Source organism: Flagellimonas flava (assembly GCF_050617915.1).
Taxonomy (GTDB): Bacteria; Bacteroidota; Bacteroidia; order Flavobacteriales; family Flavobacteriaceae; genus Flagellimonas; species Flagellimonas flava_A.
The window spans coordinates 143,352-157,688 of the sequence record NZ_JBODQE010000003.1 but is presented as its reverse complement, the minus strand read 5'-3'; the positions used below and the strand labels follow the sequence as shown (position 1 = coordinate 157,688).

General features: G+C 42.3%; 13 protein-coding genes. 5 read left to right on the top strand and 8 right to left on the bottom strand.

Going from position 1 to position 14,337, the window contains the following annotated elements; translation table 11 throughout:
* Positions 1–3: 3 nt before the first annotated feature.
* Both ACRHOZ_RS09280 and ACRHOZ_RS09275 read left to right on the top strand, forming a co-directional pair.
* Positions 4–609, top strand: a complete 606-nt coding sequence (locus ACRHOZ_RS09280) for a DinB family protein (RefSeq protein ID WP_431124948.1) — start codon at positions 4–6, stop codon at positions 607–609.
* An 83-nt stretch (positions 610–692) separates the two neighbouring features.
* Entirely contained in the window at positions 693–950 is a 258-nt protein-coding gene (locus ACRHOZ_RS09275; RefSeq protein ID WP_431124947.1) for a hypothetical protein, read from the top strand.
* Between the two features lie 13 nt (positions 951–963).
* Here the strand turns inward: ACRHOZ_RS09275 and ACRHOZ_RS09270 are convergent, their stop codons facing one another.
* From ACRHOZ_RS09270 to ACRHOZ_RS09255, 4 genes are all read right to left on the bottom strand, one after another.
* A complete protein-coding gene (locus tag ACRHOZ_RS09270) occupies positions 964–2,544 on the bottom strand; it encodes a SulP family inorganic anion transporter (protein ID WP_431124945.1) in 1,581 nt (526 codons plus the stop codon).
* 127 nt (positions 2,545–2,671) lie between these two features.
* Positions 2,672–3,466: an SDR family NAD(P)-dependent oxidoreductase gene (locus tag ACRHOZ_RS09265; protein ID WP_431124944.1), complete on the bottom strand. Its 795-nt coding sequence runs from the start codon at positions 3,464–3,466 to the stop codon at positions 2,672–2,674.
* Positions 3,467–3,468: 2 nt separating this feature from the next.
* Positions 3,469–5,148 (bottom strand): sodium:solute symporter, encoded by a 1,680-nt coding sequence (locus tag ACRHOZ_RS09260; protein WP_431124941.1) that lies wholly within the window; start codon positions 5,146–5,148, stop codon positions 3,469–3,471.
* Positions 5,149–5,176: 28 nt separating this feature from the next.
* Positions 5,177–6,148 carry a phytanoyl-CoA dioxygenase family protein gene (locus ACRHOZ_RS09255; protein ID WP_431124939.1) on the bottom strand — a complete coding sequence of 324 codons (972 nt, stop codon included), beginning with the start codon at positions 6,146–6,148 and terminating at the stop codon, positions 5,177–5,179.
* Positions 6,149–6,292: 144 nt separating this feature from the next.
* Here ACRHOZ_RS09255 and ACRHOZ_RS09250 point away from each other — a divergent pair, with 144 nt between their 5' ends.
* A complete protein-coding gene (locus ACRHOZ_RS09250; protein WP_431124936.1) occupies positions 6,293–7,156 on the top strand; it encodes an AraC family transcriptional regulator in 864 nt (287 codons plus the stop codon).
* Positions 7,157–7,270: 114 nt separating this feature from the next.
* Here the strand turns inward: ACRHOZ_RS09250 and ACRHOZ_RS09245 are convergent, their stop codons facing one another.
* Positions 7,271–8,194 (bottom strand): nicotinic acid mononucleotide adenyltransferase, encoded by a 924-nt coding sequence (locus ACRHOZ_RS09245; RefSeq protein ID WP_431124934.1) that lies wholly within the window; start codon positions 8,192–8,194, stop codon positions 7,271–7,273.
* A 122-nt stretch (positions 8,195–8,316) separates the two neighbouring features.
* Here ACRHOZ_RS09245 and ACRHOZ_RS09240 point away from each other — a divergent pair, with 122 nt between their 5' ends.
* Positions 8,317–9,318, top strand: coding sequence for an NAD(P)H-dependent glycerol-3-phosphate dehydrogenase (locus ACRHOZ_RS09240; protein WP_431124932.1), 1,002 nt, complete (start codon positions 8,317–8,319; stop codon positions 9,316–9,318).
* Here ACRHOZ_RS09240 and ACRHOZ_RS09235 read toward each other — a convergent pair.
* Positions 9,315–10,067, bottom strand: coding sequence for a LytR/AlgR family response regulator transcription factor (locus ACRHOZ_RS09235; protein WP_431124930.1), 753 nt, complete (start codon positions 10,065–10,067; stop codon positions 9,315–9,317). The genes ACRHOZ_RS09240 and ACRHOZ_RS09235 overlap by 4 nt on opposite strands.
* Before the next feature lie 123 nt (positions 10,068–10,190).
* Here ACRHOZ_RS09235 and ACRHOZ_RS09230 point away from each other — a divergent pair, with 123 nt between their 5' ends.
* Positions 10,191–11,522 (top strand): serine aminopeptidase domain-containing protein, encoded by a 1,332-nt coding sequence (locus ACRHOZ_RS09230; RefSeq protein ID WP_431124928.1) that lies wholly within the window; start codon positions 10,191–10,193, stop codon positions 11,520–11,522.
* 2 nt (positions 11,523–11,524) lie between these two features.
* Here ACRHOZ_RS09230 and ACRHOZ_RS09225 read toward each other — a convergent pair whose 3' ends face one another.
* Both ACRHOZ_RS09225 and ACRHOZ_RS09220 read right to left on the bottom strand, forming a co-directional pair.
* Positions 11,525–13,084 carry an alanine/glycine:cation symporter family protein gene (locus tag ACRHOZ_RS09225; RefSeq protein ID WP_431124925.1) on the bottom strand — a complete coding sequence of 520 codons (1,560 nt, stop codon included), beginning with the start codon at positions 13,082–13,084 and terminating at the stop codon, positions 11,525–11,527.
* 122 nt (positions 13,085–13,206) lie between these two features.
* Positions 13,207–14,292: a hypothetical protein gene (locus ACRHOZ_RS09220; RefSeq protein ID WP_431124923.1), complete on the bottom strand. Its 1,086-nt coding sequence runs from the start codon at positions 14,290–14,292 to the stop codon at positions 13,207–13,209.
* Between the last annotated feature and the right edge of the window lie 45 nt (positions 14,293–14,337).

Here is a 14,337-nt window from a genome sequence, read left to right as displayed (position 1 = left end):
TATATGATAACCAAGAAACCTCTCGTCAGTACTTTAGTGCTGTTCCTTTCCCTATTTTTATGTAACCCAATGAGTGCGCAGGAAGAATTACCGTATCACAAAATTCCGGATTATCCCGAGGACTATAGTCCCGGAAATGTTGCTGCCCGAATGATAGATGGTCTGGGCTTTCGATACTATTGGGCAACAAAAGGTCTAACCCAAAAAGACCTGGAGTACAAACCATCCGAAGATGGCAGGGCCAGCATAGAGACCTTGCGCCATATTCACGGTATGTCCAAAATGATCTTGAATGCGGCCGATGCCACACCCAACGTCAGAGTGGAAAATCCGCCAGAGCTTTCCTTTGAAGAGCTTAGGAGGGAAACCTTGTTGAACCTAAAAACCGCCAGTACCAAAATGCTTGGGAAACAGGCTAACGATTTTGAAGCCACGGGCGTAGTTTTTCAACGTGGTGACCAAGAGTCCAAATATCCTTATTGGAATTTGATCAATGGCATGCTTTCGGATTGTATTTACCACGCTGGTCAAATTACCTTGATGCGCCGAGCATCTGGCAATCCAATTCACCCAAAAGTTAGTATGTTCAATGGTAGACTTAGAAGTTAGAAGGCTCTGGTAAGCTTGTAACAAAACTTGGTTTTAACTACTAATAGATAAAACGATGTTCCATGGGCTCTGCAAGTCAACCAATGTTAGTAGTAAAAGCAAATCGTGCTTTATTAAAAAAGAGGCGAAGCTATAGTGATATTCGGGAGGCCTATGAAGGATATGCAAGTGAGACCAAACTCCAATTCAAAGAGCTTACTCCATTTGAACAAAAGAAAATTAGGGATCAGATCATAGCTCAGGCCAAAAGAGAGCGATTTAAGGAAATTCAATTATACCTCATCACCTTTATTGTTCTTAGCACCCTAATATTGATTGGATATCTTATTTTATCGAGTTAACTAGGGCTACATTTTACTTAACACTGTCCGCAACTACCTTGTAGGTTGGGTCTTCAAGCACATTTACCTCGATAATGTCCTCCGCGTTTTTCAAAAGACGGATACAGTCTTTACTCAAATGTCTTAGGTGTACTTTTTTACCCGCTTTGGCATAACGCTCCGTGATTTTGTTCAGGGCTTCAATACCAGACATGTCTGCCACTCGGCTTTCCCTAAAATCGATGATAACCTCAACAGGGTCGTTTTGCACATCAAACTTTTCAGCGAACAAGGTGGTGGAACCAAAGAAAAGTGGGCCATAAATTTCATAGTGTTTAACCCCATCTTCATCTACATGTTTTCTGGCTCTAATGCGCTTGGCGTTCTCCCAAGAATATGCCAAAGCCGAGATAACAACCCCCAATAAAACCGCAATGGCCAAATTATGGGTTATGGCCGTGATCAAAGTCACCAAAACCATTACAATCACATCAGAATTGGGCATTTTACGGAAGGTTTTAAAACTGGCCCATTCAAAAGTTCCAATGGCAACCATAAACATAAGCCCAACTAAGGCGGCCATCGGCAATCGCTCAATAAGGCTACTTCCAAACATAATAAACACCAAGAGCATTACTGCCGCAGTGATTCCTGAAAGCCTTGCCCTGGCACCTGAGGAAGTGTTGATCAAACTTTGACCGATCATGGCACAACCACCCATTCCAGAAAGGAAACCAGAAAGTATGTTTGCCGTTCCTTGAGCTACGCACTCCTTGTTTCCACTACCTCGGGTTTCGGTAATTTCATCAATAATGTTCAAGGTCAGCAAGCTCTCAATTAAACCTACTCCGGCAACAATGGCTGCATAGGGAATGATAATTAGGAACGTGTCCATGGTCAATGGTATTTTGGGAATGGACAAGGGTGGGAATCCCCCTTTTATACTCTCTCCTTCCTGCATGGTGTCGGCAACCGTGAGGGTATCAATCCCAAAACCGATAACAATGGCCGAGACTACTATTATGGCCAATAAGGAGGACGGAACTGCCTTGGTCAACTTGGGAAAGCCCCAAATAATGAGCATGGTGAGCAAAGTCAAACCCAACATGGTGTAGAGTGCTGATCCAGATAAGAGATCGCTAGTTCCCTTCACATAGAAATTTGGGAATTGGGCCATAAATATGATAATCGCCAAACCATTGACAAACCCGAACATCACCGGATGTGGTACCAAGCGAATAAATTTTCCCAATCGAAGTAGTCCAGCCAAAATCTGTATGCCTCCTGCTATGATCACCGTGGCAAAAGTGTAGTTCAAAATTGTGGTTGGGTCTATTCCGGGAAAGGTCTGTTTAAGCTCCAAGATCAAGCCTACAAAAATTACAGCTACTGCACCTGTAGCTCCAGAAATCATACCAGGACGACCGCCCAAAATGGAAGTCACCAAGGCCAAAACGAACGCAGCGTACAATCCTGTCAAGGGAGAAAACCCAGGAATCAAAGCAAAGGCAATGGCTTCTGGTACCAAGGCCAAGGCAACGGTCAATCCTGAAAGCACTTCGGTTCGGTAGTTTACCTTTTGGGAAAAGTCGAAAAGATTGAGATACTTTTTCATAGCTCCTGTTTGAAGGCGGCAAAAATAGCACTATTCAGCTTATGACACGAATCCCAATGAGGGATTTCACGAATTCATGATCCCAAGCTCAAGAAAATCACTATTTCGGAAGATAATATGCTGATTTCTAAAAAATTCCGCTTGTGCTACCACCATCAATTTTAATGGCCGCTCCATTGGTGGCTGCGGCAAGGGGGCTTGACAAATACGTAATGGTATGGGCTACTTCATCCACGGATGCAAAACGCTGTAAAAGCGATGACGTCCGTACATCCTTAAAAAAATCCGCTTCTACCTCCGCTTTGGTTTTTCCCATTTTTTCTGCCTCAGTTTCCAAAAATCGCTCTGCTCCTTCGGAGAGGGTGGATCCAGGTAAAACCGAGTTAATGGTGACTCCTGTACCCTTGGTCAATTGAGCCAGTCCTTTGGAAATGGCCAGCATAGCTGTTTTTGTAGTGCTATAGGCCAACATATCTGGAGGCACCAAGGAAGCACATTCGCTGGAGACGAATAGTATGCGGCCCCAATTGCGTTCCAACATTTTGGGCAGAAGCAATCTGGACAAACGTACCCCACTCATCACGTTGACCTCAAACTGCCGATACCAATCCTCGTCCTTCATTTGGAAAAAGGATTCTGCCTTATAAATTCCAATATTGTTAATTAGAATGTCTACCTCGGGTAGTTGATCCAGGAGTTGCTCTATATCATCTCGATTTTCAAAATCTGCTGCAATGCCATTCACTTTACCATGGGGGATTTCTTTTTGTAAATTTTCCATGGCCTTCTCCAGCGACTTTGATGATCTACCATTTAGGGTGACCTCAGCTCCTTCTGCCAACATGCTTTTGGCCAAGGCAAAACCAATCCCCGCAGTTGATCCTGAAATAAATGCTTTTTTGCCTTTTAACTGTAAATCCATAATTAACCTGCTAATCCCAATGGACTAAAGACAGCCCATAAAATCAAGACCAAAACAATCAACACTATGGTCAATACCATATCTCTTGAGCGTTCCTTGGAAGGAAGTTTGTCCTTTTTCTGAAAGGTAACCAGCCTCAATGCCTCATCCGATTTGGGCAAACCTGTTTTGCTGACCAAGGCCAATACCAAGGCACAAAACACAAATAGGAAAAGAGCAAAATGTAGAAAGTTGATGTCCAGAAAGAAAGCTAAGATGGAGCCTTCGCCCACCATCAAGATTCCTTCTTTGGCCATAAATTCCGTTACCAAGCGAAGTATCCCCAAAAAGAAGCCAGACCAAAGCGCCACGATGGCGCCCTTGGCATTGATCCACTTGTAAAAGAGTCCGAATAAAAATACTGCTGCTATTGGAGGTGAAATGTAGGCCTGCACACTTTGCAGATAATGGAATATTCCCCCACCCATCAAGGTTTTCATGAAGGGAATCCACCCTAGGCTTACAATGACCAAAACCACGGTAGCCAACTGACCAAACCTGACCAAGTTTTTATCTGAAGCTTGTGGTCTGTACTGCTTGTAAAAATCCATGGTCAAGAGCGTGGAACTTGAATTAAACGCTGAAGACAAAGAGCTCATCAAAGCGGCCAAAAGTCCTGCAATGGCCAAGCCTTTTAATCCCAATGGCAAAAAATTGGTGATCATGGCCGGTAGGGCTTGGTCTGCATTTTCCAAGGCAAAATTGATCTCCCCTTTTTGCATCAATGCGTATGCGATCACCCCAGGAATAAAAAAGATAAATACCGGCAACAGTTTTAAATATCCGGCAAATAATGCGCCCTTTCTGGCATTGGATACATCCTTTGCGGAGAGGGTACGTTGCACAATATATTGGTCCGTACACCAATACCAAATACCAAGTATGGGTGCTCCAAAGAGCATTCCTGTCCAAGGGTATTCTGTATCCGTCATGGGCCGCCATAAATTAAAAAAACGTTCCGTTGGAGGATTGCCCTCAGTGTTTGCGGCCAAATCCAAAGTACTTATAAGACCTTCCCATCCCCCTAACTGGTGAATCCCGAACAAGGTAACCGCAATGGTTCCCAACAATAGAATCACAGCCTGAACCATATCGGTATATATAACCGCCTTCAATCCACCTAAAACGGTGTAAAATCCTGTAGCCAATACGGTAACAATAGCCCCAGTCCAAAAGGGCACTCCTATGGTTTCAAAGACCAGCGCACCAGCAAATATGATCAGGGAAATTTTGGTGATCACATAGGCCAAAATAGAGACTATGGAGAGGTAATTACGACAGGCTTTGGAGTATCTTTTCTCCAAAAACTCCGGCATGGTATATACTCCCGTTCTAAGATAAAAGGGAACAAAGACCCATCCCAAAAGGATAAGCACCAGGGCTGCCAAAATTTCAAAATTGGCCATGGGCATGTTCGCTCTTGCCCCAGCTCCAGAGACTCCCAAAATAATTTCGGAACCAATATTGGATGCAAAAAGAGATGCTCCCACCACCAGCCATCCTTGGTCACGTCCTGCCAAGAAATAATCCGCCGCGGCGCCAGAGCCACCTTTGCCTTTTGATGCCCATTTGGCAATCCATAAAATAATTCCAAAATAAACAAGGATAATAAGTATATCCCAACTACTAATATTGGTTAACATAGAGGTTTGGTTTGGTCAATGCTTAAAGTTACCAGTTTTTTAAACCCAATAACTTTTGTCCCAGATCGGTAAGTTCTGCGGTTCCATATTTATCCCTTTCCCAATTCCGTGGATCACCTGGAAAAGCATATCCTTCGGGAGCCACACGGTTCTTCCACGAATTGATGCGCCATTGTCTCAATTCCTCGTTTTCCTCCTCTGCCGGCATCATGGAAATGTATTGGGCAATCCTAACTTTGTTCTTGGATTTATTGGGCCTGATACCATGGGGTTCCGTACTGTTGAATATCAACAAATCCCCTGCCTCCATCTTTACTTTAACAATTTTATCTTCCAATCCTTCCAAGTCCGGCTGAAAGTGATCACGATCTTCGGGCTGTTTCAATTTCCAGGTATCATAATTTCGGTACAGCCAAGGAATACATTGGAAACCTCCCATGTTCTCATCCGTCTGGTCTGCCAGGGCCAAAACCCCTTGAACATTTTGTGGTCGGGTCTCCGGATCATAATCCCAATGGATGAATCCTTTTTTCTCCACACCAGGTGGTAATGGGAAATTCAAATTGGCACGGTCAATGGTTACCCAAAGTTTTTCTGTGCCCCAAACATCAACAAAGGCATCATACACTCTTGGCATTTGTCTGTTGTTCCATAAATGCTGATGGTTATACACCTCTACCATTCCCGTTCCGGTGAGTTCCTTCATTTTCATTTCTGCCCTCGCGGGTGCGTACCAAGTATTGGGGTCGTTGGGATCTTTTTCATCAAATTCCCATATAAAATCGGCCGTGGCCTTTGCTTGCTCCTTCGGAATGGCATTTTTTATTACGATATAGCCGTTGTGAATCCAAAAGTCCCAATCTTCTTCTGAAAGTACCCGAAGTGACTTTCCATTAGATCGGTCATTTAGTCTGATCTTACTGCTGGTTGCTGTGGATGGATTTCCTGGAATTTCCTCGTGAGCCTTATTGGCCATCTCCATTTTTGCTTCTTTTTCCATGTTTTCTATTTTTTCCGTTTCTAAATTCTATGGGATAAAACTAGATAGCACCTTAGGGTTTCTCAACCTTCATATTGATATAAATTTGAACTATATTGATAATTTAAAGTAAAATCCATATTTTAATGGGTATAAAAGTGAAAATTGAAAATTCAATTAGAGACCATAGCACCCAATACCAAAAGTCCATTCCGACTTTTGCACCTCCCACGTTTGAACCATTTGTTCTATTGGCATTTTCATCCGGAGTACGAGTTGGTCTATATTGAAGGCGCCAGCGCCACCCGACATGTAGGGGACAGTATTTCCAATTTTGAGGACAGTGACCTGGTCTTTATTGGCTCCAACATTCCCCACTTGAATTTTGATTACGGGGTGCAAACGGATTACATTAAGGAAGTACTACACATTAAGCCCAGCTTTAAGGAAGAGCTGTTGACCAACATTCCAGAACTGGAATCCATCAATGAGCTCTTTGAAAAATCCAAATATGGAATAGTGTTCACTGGGGATACCAAAAAGCGAATTGGGGAACGATTGAAAGAACTGCATTTGCTTTCCCCTTTTGACTTGTTTATGGAATCCATCCATATTTTAAAGGAACTTGCCAGTAGCAACGACTATTTTTTATTGCACGATTATCCGTTCGTGAATCGCTATCGAAAAAAAGAGCAGGCACGATTAAGGGACTTACATGCTTTTGTGGATAAGAACTATCAACGAAAAATTGAAACAGCCGAGGTGGCAGAACTATGCAATCTGGGCAAAGAGGCCTTTTGCAGATATTTTAAAAAGAGTACCGGAAATACCTTTACCAATTTTTTAAACCAGTACCGTATCAGTCAGGCCAAAAGGTTACTACTTATAGGGAAGAATGTGAGCGAAACTTGTTACGAATGTGGATTTGAAAGTCTTTCATACTTCAACAGGACTTTTAAAAAAATAAGTGGGGAAAATCCATCCGATTTTAAAAGACAATATTTGGTCAATCTTAAAAGGAAGGTTTAACTTTTTACTATAGGTATAAAAGAAGAACCGCCCCAAGCTGAGAACTTGAGGCGATTCTTAACTAAATAACCAACCAAAAAACTTGTCTAAATAGTCGAACACTATATTTTCTCCTTACATTTTTCTTTGCCTTGTTACGTTCATTAAGGAAGATTTAACTTTTGAACGCTTTTTTCCCACTTTGTCTCCAGACTTCAAAAACTCGATATATCCTCTACCTTGAAACTCATAAACCGTTTCGCTGTCCACATGGTACAACTCTATGGTACTATCATCTATAACGTATAGCTCAAAATAGTCATTGCCCAAAAAGTCATAATCCAGTGTTAAAGTTTTGAGGGTGGGATCGTTTGCCACATCAAATATTTCATAATCCCCTTCAAAATCCCATTGCAGATTTGATACTGAGGTTCCTGAACCATCCACAGAGGATCTAAAAAAGTCTCCATCCGTTCCAGATAAAAATTGAAGGAAGTTCTCATCATCAAAATCATTGATTGCCCCAACTTCACTGGTGTAGGTCTTTTCCCATGCCTCATATTCCTGTAAAAAGTAATGAAGGTTGTCGTAGAATATTTGGTCATAATCAAAACTGTTTCGCTGATACCCTCTAATGATATATGAAGTATCCGAACGGGAATCGTACAATTCCAAGGTGTTGTTATTGACCGCAAAAACGTCCAGCACCCAAACCCCGTCTATATCATGGTCAATTTCGACAGCGCCAAACAAGGTTCCGTAGTTACCAACATCTATTCCCAATCCATTCCCAGTTTTTCCTATGCCTACTAGGTTATTATTGGCCCTAATGGTTCCATAATCAAACGATATGGTAAAGGCCCGTTGCAAAAAAGGAACTTCCCCGCTTCCTTTGGTTGCATTGATATCCACATACCATAAATCATAAGATTCCAGAACCAAGGCTGTATTAACTGGTGATTCTTCGATAAAGTCATCTTCAAAGACAACATCTGTATAGCAAGAGCTGGCCAAAAGGCTTATAATTAAGCTTCCAAAAAGTAGTTTTCCCATTTTCATAATCTGGACGTTTTGATTCAATTGGTATAAACCAAGCACCATGCCAAAACCATAACCTTCTGATAATCAAGAGTTAATAGGTGGTTCAATATATTTTTTAGCTTTGCTTCCAAATTAGATGGATGGACAAAAAACTTCGTTTTGGAGTCATTGGAGGTGGTAGTTGGGGAACTGCCATTGTAAAAATGTTGGTGGAAACCCAAGATCAAGTGGCTTGGTATATGCGCAGTGAATCAGCTATTGATCATATTCTAAAGGAAAAGCACAATCCCAACTACCTGAGTTCTGTCGAGTTTGATATTTCCAAGCTTCAACTAAGCAATAACATGAACACCGTGGTTAACGGTTCCGACGTGCTCATTTTTGCTATTCCTTCCGCATTTTTGGAGAGCGAACTCAAAAAACTGTTTTCCTCTTTGGAAGGCAAAATCATTTTCTCTGCCATTAAAGGTATAGTTCCTGAAAGTGGATTGATCGTTGGGGAACATTTTCATGATGTCTATCAAATTCCATTCAAAAATATTGGGGTAATTACCGGGCCATGCCATGCGGAGGAAGTTGCGCTAGAACGTCTTTCTTACCTTACCATCGCCTGCGCGGATGAGCAAAAAGCCCACTGGGTGGCCAATGCCCTTCAAAGTCATTATATCCGAACCAAAATTTCAGATGATATTATTGGCACCGAATACGCTGCCATGCTGAAAAACATTTATGCGATCGCGGCTGGAATCGCCCATGGCCTTGGCTATGGCGATAACTTTCAAAGTGTACTGATGAGCAATGCCATTAGGGAGATGAAACGGTTTATAGACAAAGTCTATAAAATGAAACGGAACATCAACAATTCGGCCTATTTGGGTGACTTGCTGGTCACGGGATATTCTACCTTTAGCCGAAACAGAATGTTCGGGAACATGATCGGGAAGGGGTATACCGTAAAGAGTGCCATGATGGAGATGAACATGGTAGCGGAAGGTTACTATGCCACCAAAAGTGCACACCTCATCAATCAAAACAGAATCAAAAAAACCAAAACCCCAATCATCAATGCAGTATTTCAAGTGCTGTATGAGAAGAAAAATCCGAAAAAAGTCTTCAAAAAGTTGACGGAAAAGCTGAACTAGTTCAGCAAAACATCGTCCGCAATACTTTTGCCCCTGGGTATGGAGTTATCCTGAATGTCGATCGTCAGGGCATCATAGGATTTAATATGTTCTTTGTTTACGATAAAGGACTTGTGAACCCGCCTAAAATTTGAGGGAAGCTGTTCCAGTGTTTTTTTAATACTTCCATAGCTTGTTATCTTGGATTTGTCCTCTAGATGAAAAGTGACGTAGTTTCCCAATCCCTCCACAAAGAGAATGCTATCCACGGGAACTCGGTGTGTTTTTCTATTGGAGCGGATTTCCAAAATCTCACTTTCCAACCTTTTGTTCTTTTCCTGCTCCAAGGCCCACAGTTGAAAAAGTTTTGCGCCTAGTACAAACAGCACCGTGGTATTGATCAACACAATGGCACGCACCAACATCATTATGCTAAAAAGTCCAGCTGAGGAATCGTTCAACAACAACTCCTCATAAAAAAGATGGATAAATACCCTTTGCAACACCCCTCCCAGCAGCAGCGTTAAACCATAGCCCAGGAGAAACTCCTTGTACTTTCTTTGGAGCAAAAATTGCGGCAATAGATAATATAGAGTAATATAAACTGCCAAAATTCGGATGGGCAGCAATACAAACTCCAAATAAAAGGAGGCTAAATAACCTTCCTCGCTCACCCATATCAATCCAAATAATATATAGTACAGTACCCAGAATATACAATGGGTGGCAATCCTTGATCCAAATAGATAAAAGTTGGTATTCGATTTCATGAACAAGCTTTTCCTATATCATTACCAAAGTGGCTTACGTATAAAAAACAAGGCCGTAGGCATAAATTGTCCCTTGTCTAAAATTAGGCAATCTACTTTTAAGGAAATCATAAAACATCAGTCATGAAATACTGTTCCTTATTTATCACTTTATTATTGTTATCCATATCCAATTCCATCCAAGCACAACAACTGGGCAGAAGAAGCTCTTGGGAGGCTAAAATTCAAGGGCCGCAAACGGACAATCCAGGAGCTAAAATCCTAGAAATTGAAGACGACGGCCCGTTGGCCAAATCGGGATTCTTGGTCAATGATTTGATTATTGAAGTCGATGGAATTGCTGCCAACTCTGATGAAAAGTGGACGGAGATATCCTATGGTCTTAGAGCCAAGGTGCCAACTCAAATCAAGGCGATTAGAAATCAGAAATTGATTGAAAAAGAGGTGACTTTCAATCCCATGGAACGGGAAATCCATAAAAATTTGGACACCTATTATGAAGAAGTGACCAGTTCCCACGGTATCACCCAACGCATCATTATCACCAAACCCAAAAAACAGGGGAAACAACCTGCTGTGGTACTCATTGGGGGTCTAAGTTGTTCCAGTATTGAAACCTATCCAGGACGAAAGGGGAATTGGGTGCAGACCATTAAAGACCTAGTAGAAAAATCGGGAATGGTGGTTATGCGCATAGAAAAGCCCGGGGTAGGTGATAGTGATGGAGATTGTAGCCAATCGGATTTTGTAACTGATCTAGCCGGATACCGAGCTGCTATAAAACATTTCAAGACCAAGCCTTATGTGAATCCTTCAAAAATTGTGGTATATGGCTCCAGTATGGGCAGTGCGTTAGCTCCGCTATTGGCCAATGAGTTTGATTTGGCAGGCGTTATTTCTGATGGAACTTTTTTTAAGACCTGGTTTGAACATATGTTGGAAATCGAGCGGCGTCTTCTTCAATTTAAGGGCAATTCAGAATCCGAGATTGTGGATAAAATGAACAAATACTATATCCCACTTTATTATGGAATGTTGATTCAAAAGAAAACCTATCAAGAAGTGGTGGATGAGCAACCTGCCCTTGCAAATTACAATTACCATTCAGCCGCCCACATGTATGGCCGTCCAGTTGCTTATTACCAACAGCTACAGGATTTTGATCTTGCCGGACAATGGGAAAAAGTCAAAGTTCCTGTTAGGATTTTAAGGGGTTCCAACGATTGGATCATGTCCTCATTTGACAACCAAATGATTATCGATGTCCTAAAAAGGAATGGACATAAAGACCATATTTTATATGAGTATCCCGGATTGGATCATTGGAACACCATTCACGAAAACCCCAAAAACTCTTTTGAAGGAAAGCCTGGGAAATGGGACGAGGGAACCATCAACCTTATTGTTAATTGGGCTCGGGAAATAGTGGGTCTAGCTCCCACGGTATCACCATAACACTAAAATTTTGAAGTCCCAACTTTAATAGCATGTAAGTACTTCCCGAGCTCCTTTTTGGCCTTTGGGAACAAAAAGAGCAGTCCGATCATGTTGGGGAAAACCATGGCAAGAATCATGGCATCAGAGAATTTTATCACAGCATCCAAAGTGATGGCTGCACCAAGTATGGTAAACATCAGGAATAAAACCTTATAGCTAAGATCCGTCCACTTACTTCTTCCAAAAAGGTATTTCCAAGCCTGGAGGCCGTAGTAAGACCAGGAAAGAATGGTAGAAAATGCAAAGAGAATCACCGCTATAACCAACACAAATGATGATCCCTGAATGGCATGTTCAAAAGCCTGGGAGGTAAGATTGATTCCCCCAATCCTAGATCCGTCAAGCATCAGAGCTTTGCCGTTGACCACGTCACCATAAACAAACATGCCCTCCATATTAAAGAGGATGATCACTATGGCCGTCATAGTGCAAATCAAGACCGTGTCAATAAAAGGTTCCAGCAGTCCAACCAAACCTTCCGATGCAGCAAAAGGGGTGTTCACGGCAGAATGTGCAATGGCAGATGATCCTGCTCCAGCCTCATTGGAAAAGGCCGCCCTTCGGAAACCCTGAATCATCACCCCAATAAAACCGCCCGTTACGGTAGCTTTGGGACTAAATGCTTCGCTAACGATCAAGGATAGTGCATCATCCACCAATGATATATTGGAACAAATGATAAATATCGCGGCCAACACATAGAGCAAGGCCATAAACGGGACAACTTTACCAGTAACATTGGCGATGCGTTTGATCCCTCCAATAATCACAATTCCCACAAAAATGGCAAATATCATCCCAATAATGGTTCCTGAAGCTTCGTGTTCTATCTGAAATTGACCTATTATTTGTGCTGCTGCTTGGTTGGTCTGAAAGGCATTCCCTCCACCCAAGGATGCGCCAACGCATAGGATGGCAAATACACCCGCCAATAGTTTCCCAAAACTTTTAAATCCTTGCCCCTTTAGCCCCCTGGACAAATAATACATAGGGCCACCAAACACTTTCCCATTTTCATCAATATCCCGATATGCTACTCCCAAAGTACATTCCACAAACTTGGTGGACATACCCAGAAGCCCCGCCAAGATCATCCAAAAGGTAGCGCCTGGGCCACCAATGGAGATGGCTACCGCCACCATGGAGATATTTCCCAATCCAACCGTACCCGATACAGCTGTTGCCAAAGCTTGAAAATGATTGACCTCTCCCTGCTCTCCTTCTGATGCTGCAGCTTCCACTTCATCATACTTCCCCCTGACCACATTGATTGCTACTGGAAAAAGTCGCACATTGATTCCCTTAAAGTAGATGGTAAAGAAGAGAGCACCCATAATGAGGAGAATCAAAACTATGGGGATATTGGCACCACCAATGGGTACCGTGCCCAGTATAAAAGCCTCCCACCAAATGGCAAAGGGCATGAAGGAGTCATTAATCTGCTGATCCAAGCCCTGGGCGGATGAAAGCTGAGGCAAAAAAATAAGTAGGGGCAACAAAAAGAGATGCTTGAATTTCATAGATCCGATTTTCAAATTTTCGGGAAATTGAAAAAAGACGCTATGAATAGAAGCCGTTGTCGGAAAAGCTTATGCCATGTCGGTAAGTCTGTGAACCGACAAATATTTTGTAAGTTGCTGTTTTACAGGAATATGTTTTCTGGTGGAAGAATCATCCGAATCTTTCGATTTCTACTTTCCGACATTTCGAACAAGGTGTTTTTTAGGGGTATTAAATGCTGTTCCCTGCTCCAATTCCCCTTGCCAAAAAGTCCATCCAGAAGTGCATTCAGTAATCGCTTTATTTGATTGTAATCCCCAATATCGTAGTTTTTTTCTCCTGCTGTAAAGTTTTTCGGCTTGATCTCGAGCCAGGATTTCTCGCCTCTTTTGCATCGCTGGGCAAACTCCAAAAGCAACGAATGCAACTTGGGAGTAAGTACAATTTTTCGCTCCTTGGTTCCAGGAAAACCGTTTAACACCACGGTGGACATCCATTTTCCTGATATATCTTTCTCCTTGGAAAAAACCAAACTCAAATGAGCCGATTTGGGTATGATGTTCTCTGCAAGCTCCTTGACCCAGCTGAGTGCCAGTGCAAAAAATAGCATGATCAAGCTCGTTTTGAAAATGGCTGAAAAAAGCAACAATATATGCTCAGATTCCGATAGCTTAAAAAACTGGGCAACTAGAATAATCAGAATGCATACCAGCGAAAGCCAAGACAGCACTTTTAATCTTCTTTTTGCGAAGGATTCCCAAAGTACTCCTCCCAAAAAAATAAGGGTAAAAACCGCATAATACACGTCAAGTTCTTGGATATATCCATATTCCCTTCCTACCACCAGTTTGTGAACGGTAAAGGCCAAGCAAAACAAAAATGGAACGCCAACAATATATCTCCAAAAACCTCCCTTGATAACTGGTGCAAGGGGTTTGGGAAGGTATCTAAACCATGGTAAGGCCAGCAGGATGAACAAACTGTTAAACAAGGAGAATATGCTCCGCCCGCTGTCAAGATATAGGGTATTAGTCTGTGAAACTCCAGTAAAATAAACTTCCAGCAAACCTGAAAAAGCCCAAGCAAGTATGGACAAGGCCAGCCAGACCTGTCCGAAATCATTTTGCTTTTTTCCAATCTGCCACCAAATTGCGATCAACGCTAAAAATGCGAAAAGACAGACAGCAAACTGCCACCAGCCATAGAAAAAGTAAAGGTTGGCGTCCATGGGAAACGCGGAAGTTTAGTTTAACCAAATATAGGGAATTCCTGT

What these genes read in the sequence shown, in the direction of transcription:
- ACRHOZ_RS09280 (WP_431124948.1), top strand. Translation starts at nt 4, where the DNA reads ATGATAACCAAGAAACCTCTCGTCAGTACTTTAGTGCTGTTCCTTTCC.
- ACRHOZ_RS09275 (WP_431124947.1), top strand. Translation starts at nt 693, where the DNA reads ATGTTAGTAGTAAAAGCAAATCGTGCTTTATTAAAAAAGAGGCGAAGC.
- ACRHOZ_RS09270 (WP_431124945.1), bottom strand. Translation starts at nt 2,544, where the DNA reads ATGAAAAAGTATCTCAATCTTTTCGACTTTTCCCAAAAGGTAAACTAC.
- ACRHOZ_RS09265 (WP_431124944.1), bottom strand. Translation starts at nt 3,466, where the DNA reads ATGGATTTACAGTTAAAAGGCAAAAAAGCATTTATTTCAGGATCAACT.
- ACRHOZ_RS09260 (WP_431124941.1), bottom strand. Translation starts at nt 5,148, where the DNA reads ATGTTAACCAATATTAGTAGTTGGGATATACTTATTATCCTTGTTTAT.
- ACRHOZ_RS09255 (WP_431124939.1), bottom strand. Translation starts at nt 6,148, where the DNA reads ATGGAAAAAGAAGCAAAAATGGAGATGGCCAATAAGGCTCACGAGGAA.
- ACRHOZ_RS09245 (WP_431124934.1), bottom strand. Translation starts at nt 8,194, where the DNA reads ATGAAAATGGGAAAACTACTTTTTGGAAGCTTAATTATAAGCCTTTTG.
- ACRHOZ_RS09240 (WP_431124932.1), top strand. Translation starts at nt 8,317, where the DNA reads ATGGACAAAAAACTTCGTTTTGGAGTCATTGGAGGTGGTAGTTGGGGA.
- ACRHOZ_RS09235 (WP_431124930.1), bottom strand. Translation starts at nt 10,067, where the DNA reads ATGAAATCGAATACCAACTTTTATCTATTTGGATCAAGGATTGCCACC.
- ACRHOZ_RS09230 (WP_431124928.1), top strand. Translation starts at nt 10,191, where the DNA reads ATGAAATACTGTTCCTTATTTATCACTTTATTATTGTTATCCATATCC.
- ACRHOZ_RS09225 (WP_431124925.1), bottom strand. Translation starts at nt 13,084, where the DNA reads ATGAAATTCAAGCATCTCTTTTTGTTGCCCCTACTTATTTTTTTGCCT.
- ACRHOZ_RS09220 (WP_431124923.1), bottom strand. Translation starts at nt 14,292, where the DNA reads ATGGACGCCAACCTTTACTTTTTCTATGGCTGGTGGCAGTTTGCTGTC.